Origin of the sequence: Ideonella margarita, from assembly GCF_038066635.1 — a bacterium.
Lineage (GTDB): Bacteria > Pseudomonadota > Gammaproteobacteria > Burkholderiales > Burkholderiaceae_C > Ideonella > Ideonella margarita.
Genome location: NZ_JBBUTI010000023.1, coordinates 1 through 4,671, shown reverse-complemented (window position 1 = coordinate 4,671; position 4,671 = coordinate 1). Strand labels below are relative to the sequence as shown.

At 62.8% G+C, this 4,671-nt stretch carries 2 protein-coding genes; both read left to right on the top strand.

Annotated features, from left to right (window positions below):
• Window positions 1-3,581, top strand: a 3,581-nt coding sequence (locus AACH00_RS19760; protein WP_341400899.1) for a beta strand repeat-containing protein, incomplete at its 5' end; no start/stop codon positions are given.
• A 236-nt stretch (window positions 3,582-3,817) separates the two neighbouring features.
• Complete coding sequence (locus AACH00_RS19755; RefSeq protein ID WP_341400898.1) at window positions 3,818-4,198, top strand: LytR/AlgR family response regulator transcription factor; 381 nt, start codon at window positions 3,818-3,820, stop codon at window positions 4,196-4,198.
• Window positions 4,199-4,671: the final 473 nt, after the last annotated feature.

Below are 4,671 nucleotides of genomic sequence, written 5' to 3'. Positions count from 1 at the left end.
CGGCTGCGAACTACGCCGGCCCGGTGCCGGTGGCAACCTACACCGCCACCGACGGCAACGGCGGCACGGACACCGCCACGCTGGCGTTGACCATGGGCGCGAACTCGCCGCCCGATGCCATCAACGACACCCAGGGCGTCACCGAAGACACCCCGGCCACCGGCAACGTGCTCAGCAACGACACCGACCCGAACGGCAACCCGCTCACCGTCACCCAGTTCGTCGTCGCAGGCGTGCCTGGCAGCTTCGCTGCCGGCGACACCGCCACCATCACCGGTGTCGGTACGCTGGTCATCAACGCCAACGGCGAATTCACCTTCACCCCAGCGCCAAACTACTTCGGCCCGGTGCCGGTGGCGACCTACACGATCACCGACGGCCTGGGCGGCTCCGACAGCGCCACGCTGACGCTCGGCCCGGTCACGCCGGTCGATGACGCGTTCACCGATGCCGACGAAGTCGTGACGGTTGATGAAGACACCGTGCTGAACGGCACAGTGCTCACCGGCACCACCAGCGTCGACGGCCCGGTCACGGTCACCACCTTCACCGTGGCTGGCTTGGCCGGCACCTTCAACGCTGGCCAGACCGCCACGATGGCCGGTGTCGGCACGCTGGTCATCAACGCCAACGGCACCTACACCTTCACTCCGGTTGCCAACTACAACGGCCCTGTGCCGGTTGCCACCTACAACCTGACCGACGGCTCCAGCACCGACTCGTCCACGCTGACCATCTCGGTCAACTCGATCAACGACGCGCCGACCATCGTTGGCGGCAGCGTCACGGTGTCCGAAGAAGGCCTGCCTGGCGGCTTGGCCGACGGCACTGGCAACCCGGACGACAAGACGGACCTGGCCTCGGTGACGGGTACGGTAAACATCGTCGACATTGACAGCACGCCGACGGTGACCTTGATCGCCCCGACGACCGCGCTGACCTCTGGCGGTGTGACGATCACCTGGAGCGGCAACGGCACCGCCGGATCCCCGATGATCGGCTCGGCTGGCGGCGTTGAAGTGCTGCGCGCCACGATCGACAGCACCGGCGGATACCGTGTCACCCTGTCGAAGCCGATCGACCATGCCACCGGCAACGGCGAAAACGTCAGCACCTTCACGCTGGGCGTTCAGGCTGACGACGGCACGAACATCACGCGCGGCAGCCTGACCGTGAATGTCGAGGACGACTCGCCGACCGCCATCGCCAGCACCCAGACCGTGCGCCTGCCTTATCAGGACACCAACGTGATGCTGATGCTGGACATCTCCGGCTCGATGGCCACCGACGCCGACGGCGTCGCTGGTGGCCCAACGCGCCTCGACATCTTGAAGCAATCAGTCACCACCTTGCTCGACCAGTACGACAACCTGGGCGACGTCAAGGTGCGGGTCGTGACGTTCTCGACCTCGGCCGACGCCTACCAGACCACCTGGGTTTCGGTCGCTGACGCGAAGGCCTATGTCAACGGCCTGGTGGCGAACGGCGGCACCAACTACGACGACGCGTTGATAAAGGCCCGGACGTCCTTCAATTCGGCAGGCAAGATCGCAGGCGCCACCAATGTCTCCTATTTCCTGACCGACGGGCAACCCACCTACGCCACGGACTGGGACGGCAACGGCCCGATGAACACAATGGCAGGGATACAGGCCGACGAAGAAGCACTCTGGAAGACCTTCCTGACGAACAACGCCATCAACTCTCAGGCGTACGGGATGGGCACCGAAGCCACGCTGTCCAACATGAACCCGGTTGCTTACAACGGGGCGACGCAGACTGACACAACCGCCATCGTGGTGGCTGACATCAACCAGCTGCCCTCGATCCTGGACAGCAGCTTCATCAAGACGACAAGCGGCTCACTGACTGACGGGACGCTGGCTGCGGGCTCCGGCATCGGGGCCGATGGTGGTCATCTGGCGGCCTTCACCGTGGACGGAACGACCTACGCTTATGGCTCTGCAACACCAACGAATGGCACCAGTCGCGGCAGCTACGACAGCGTCACGAATACCTGGACGGTACAGACCATGGCGGGCGGTACGCTGGCGATCGACATGGACGACGGCAAGTTCACGTACAGCGCACAACCCGGCACCACAACGTCCTACACCGAATCGATCAGATACACCTTGATGGACAACGACGGCGACACGTCGACATCAACACTGCCAATCTTTGTACAGCCTGCCCGGACGATCAGCCTGACCAGTACGACGGCCGCCCTCTCCAACCTCAATCTCGGCCTGGCAGGCGAGTACTTCGGCTACAACGACTACCGAAACGGCACCGCCACCGACCCGTTGTACCTGGGCAGCACGCGTCTGCATTCAGACGATGGCAGCGCCAGGTTCGGCGCTGCTGGCGCCGATCCGAATCTCGACAACCTGGCTGACGTCGAGGCCATCATCGAAGGCCGCAATGCCAACACCTCGCTATTTGGGTCAGGCATGCAGTCAGGGTCCGGTGCGACGGACGCCACCTTCTCGGCCAACAAGATCGAATTCGGACTGGCCAGCGGAGGCTACACACCACTGTTCAACAACGACCTGGGCCGCAACGGCATGGTCACCGCCGGCAATGCCGTCGGCGCCGGCAACAACCTCCACACCTTCCTGAATGTCGGCACCGGCAATGCGGACAGCCTGCAAGCGTCCACCGGCGTGGGCAACACCAGCGACGCCATTGTTCGCATGGTGGGCTATGTCTATATCCCGGAAGGCGGCACCTTCGATTTCCAGATCAACGGCGACACGGGCTACCAGGTCAAGATAGGCGATCAAAGCATGGCGTACATCAACACGTCGCAGATACCTGCGGCCGCGAACAGCATGTTCACGGCCAGGACGCTCTCCGAGGGATTCCAGTTGATCGACGTGAGCTACTGGGACATGAGCGGCAGCGCCACGTTCCGGATCTCGATCAAGCCTTCGGGCGCAGATGACAGTGCGTACAAGGTCCTGGGCACCGACGATTTCGCCTTGTTTGCCCCCAGCGATGTACCGACACTGGCCGCCAACCAGGACATCATCGAGACTGGCACCAATGGCGTCTATGCCATCCGCACGGGATCCCGCTTCACGGGTACCGACCTTTACGAGAAGATCACGGGCTCTGACGGCAAAGACACGTTGCTGGGCGGCGCTGCGGATGACACCATCGATGGCGGCAGCGGCTCAGACTACATTGAAGGCGGCACGGGCAACGACATCATGACCGGCGGCCGGGGCGCTGACACCTTCGCATGGCGGCTCGGCGACCAGGGCCGACCCGGCAGTCCGGCCAAGGACGTCATCAGCGATTTCAACAATGCATCGTCAAAGGCAGGCGGCGATATCCTTGATCTGCGTGATCTGCTTCAAGGAGAAACGCCGGCGACGTTGACGAAGTACCTGCACTTCACGACCTCAGGTACCAACACCGTGCTCAACATCAGCACGGCCGGCGAGTTCGGCGCCGTGTTCGATGCCGGCAAGGCCGACCAGCTCATCACGCTCTCCGGGGTGCTGCTCACGGGCAGCAACGATGCCGCCATCATCCAGAACCTGCTGAACAAAGGCCAACTGATCGTCGGATGAAGCGCCGCGCCTGCATGAAGACGAGCATGCAGGCGCCGGCCGGCTGGTCACAAGCGGCGTGTACCCCTTGGCGCTCCGCCCGGTCTTTACATGTCGCCGCAGAGGATGTCCTTGAGCGCGAGACTTGCCCCACCCAATGAGACGCCGTGCCGCGTGGCGAGCAGCACAGTAGGGTCCGGGGTGCGACTGCTCATGCATGAACCCCGGGCCACACAGCGGCAAGAGACGGCCAGACATTGAACGATCACTGGCGCTGCTACCTCATGAAATCCATCTCCACCGAACCAGCCTTGAACTGGTTGTTCATTGCCGCCGCGCGAGGGCATGACATCGTCAACACACAGGAAGTTGTCTTTCTCGTGTCAGACGTCAAGTACACGCGGGTGGTGCATGTCCAGGGCCACGGCCTGATGAAGATCGGGCTCGGCCACCTCGAACGCATGTTGGCGGGCAAGGGATTCGTGCGCATCAGCCGCAGCTGCCTGGTCTCGCTCGCGCACATCGCGAACATCCGGCGCAATGATCTGGGCCAGCTCCAAGCATCACTGCGCGGACGCCAGGAAACGCTGACCATCAGCAAGCGCTTCGAATCTGCCTTCAAGGGCTTCGGCGTCTGACGCGCGACGCGTTCGGGCGGGCCGATGCCACAAACACCGCATACACAGCAAGCAAGGCTGGCATTGCAGGTGATGCACCAAACAGGGGCCCCACGTTTGGCACGGAAATGGCTTTCACCAGCCAATCGCGGTCGCGGCTGTTAATCCAACAGGTGAACAGCCCGGCTGGCGAGACACTTTGCAGCTGTCAAGCGGCTTTGACCGAGAATGATTAGGGTAAAGCCATTAAAGACAGAATCTCGACAGCCGCTATAGTGATTGATTCGGCGGCCCATGAGGCCGCACTGTCATTTCAACGCAGCGTCTCATTGTGACGACTGGAGGAATCGAGTGGATTACTCGGACAACCCGCTTGAGAAGAAGAACAAGGCCACGGGCCTGTTGATCGTGGCCGGCCTGCACGTGGTGCTGGGCTGGGCGCTGGTCAACGGCCTGGCGCGCAAGATCGTCGAGGTGGTGAAGGCGCCGATCGA